At 58.1% G+C, this 1765-nt stretch carries 3 protein-coding genes; 2 read left to right on the forward strand and 1 reads right to left on the reverse strand.

The features are described from left to right. Positions 1–187: 187 nt before the first annotated feature. Positions 188–400, forward strand: a complete 213-nt coding sequence (locus tag ACXJ7R_RS31735) for a hypothetical protein (RefSeq protein ID WP_457155258.1) — start codon at positions 188–190, stop codon at positions 398–400. Positions 401–572: 172 nt separating this feature from the next. Then, complete coding sequence (locus tag ACXJ7R_RS31740; protein ID WP_457155259.1) at positions 573–737, forward strand: hypothetical protein; 165 nt, start codon at positions 573–575, stop codon at positions 735–737. Between the two features lie 109 nt (positions 738–846). Here ACXJ7R_RS31740 and ACXJ7R_RS31745 read toward each other — a convergent pair. Then, positions 847–1765: SDR family oxidoreductase (locus tag ACXJ7R_RS31745; RefSeq protein WP_457155260.1), on the reverse strand; the 919-nt coding region annotated here is incomplete at its 5' end.

A 1765-nucleotide genomic window follows, 5' to 3' on the forward strand; every position in this document is an offset into this window, starting at 1 on the left:
GGGTTTCGATCACTACGCGAATGAGGCCGTTGGAGGTTGTCGGCAGCTTCTGGTAGTTGGGCATCGGGATGCCTCTCTTTCGGATTTGTGTGGCGATTTCGGCAGGTTCCATCCGCTCTCGTGACACGCGATGGAACTTCAGAGCGCGCGGAATGTTCCGAAGAGCCGACTAGGAAGAGGTCCAGATATGACAAAACCTTCTCTGCACATGCTGAAGGGAGTGGGCTATCTCATCTCAACGACGAGCGTGATCCTGCTCGCCATTGTAAGCTGGTCGGGCGTCGCTTCGAAAAGCTATGTGCTCACAGCCTGTCTGGTTGGCGGCGCCGCCTTATCCATCATCGGCATGTTCTGCCGGTGGATGACATATGAGATTGAGAAGCGCCGAGAGAACAACTAGCCGACGAGAGTATTGGTTGGCCCGTTGTCGATGAAAGCGTGCATAAGCCTGCAGAGATGGGACATCGTGCAGATCAGGCATCTTCTCCATTTAGGAATGCATCGCCCGTTCCCTAGCAGGGGGAACCGACCTGCGAGTTTGTTGTTGTCCTTCACACACCGGAGACAGCACCATGCCAAAGGACCAGACCAAATCCCAGGATACCGACCGCGAGGCGATGCACCTCGCCGAGACGACCGACGTGTCGCCTAAGCAGGCGAAGGATCTTTTGCGCGAGCACGGCGGCGACAAGAAGAAGGCCGCGGAAAAGGCAAAGAATTTCAAGGCTGAGGGATAGCGGTGCAGGCAGCGCTGGACGACAAAGCAACGCCAGACCGGAAAGAATTCGGTGCCTGAGGTCGAACTTTCGATCCGTCCAAAGGTTTCGCCGATGGGGGATAAGGTGGTCAATAACCACCTATGATCGGCAGGATTTCGCCGGTGATGTAGCTTGAACATTGCGGAGRTGCCAGAAACACATAGGMGGGTGCGATCTCTTCCGGCTGCGCTGGACGTCTCATCGGCGTCTTTGCACCAAACTTCGAGACGTCGCCAGCCTGTTTTTCGGAAGGGTTGAGCGGTGTCCACACTGGACCCGGTGCCACTGCATTGACGCGGATGCCTTTGTCGATAAGGTTGCCTGACAGGGCTCTTGTGAAGGCGTGAATACCCCCCTTGGTCATCGAGTAGTCGATCAGTTCTTTCGACCCGTCTATACCGGTTATAGAACCCGTATTGACGATTGCCGAGCCAGCCTTCATATGCGCCACCGCCTCCTTGGCCATATGGAAATAGCCGTAGAGATTGGTCTTCAGCGTCGTGTCGAAATGCTCCTCGGTCAGGTCGGCAAAATCAGTCGAATGCACCTGGAATGCTGCGTTATTGACGAGGACGTCGAGCCCTCCCAGTTGCTTGACGGTAGTGGTCACAGCCTTGCGGCAGAAGGTCCGGTCTGAGACATCGCCGCGGAGCAGGATGCAGCGGCGACCCTCGCCTTCTACCGCTTGCTTCGTCACCTCGGCGTCGCCATCCTCCGACAGATAGACGATCGCGACGTCGGCGCCTTCGCGCGCGAAAAGGACTGCGACTGCCCGCCCGATGCCGGAATCGCCGCCAGTGACCAGTGCCACCTTGCTYTCCAGCTTGCCGGAGCCGCGCCAGAACGGYGCATCGTAAAGCGGAGCCGGTCTGATCTCGGCCTCATGGCCGGGTTTGGGGTGATGTTGCTTGGGGAAAGGCGGTGCCGGGTATTGTCGCGCCCCGGCCTGCATCGCGCCGGCCGGTTTCGATTTCGATTTGCCCCCGTCGTCCGCATCGACTTTGCGC

It is taken from the genome of Mesorhizobium sp. P5_C1 (genome assembly GCF_054049815.1).

What these genes read in the sequence shown, in the direction of transcription:
- ACXJ7R_RS31740 (WP_457155259.1), top strand. Translation starts at nt 573, where the DNA reads ATGCCAAAGGACCAGACCAAATCCCAGGATACCGACCGCGAGGCGATG.
- ACXJ7R_RS31735 (WP_457155258.1), top strand. Translation starts at nt 188, where the DNA reads ATGACAAAACCTTCTCTGCACATGCTGAAGGGAGTGGGCTATCTCATC.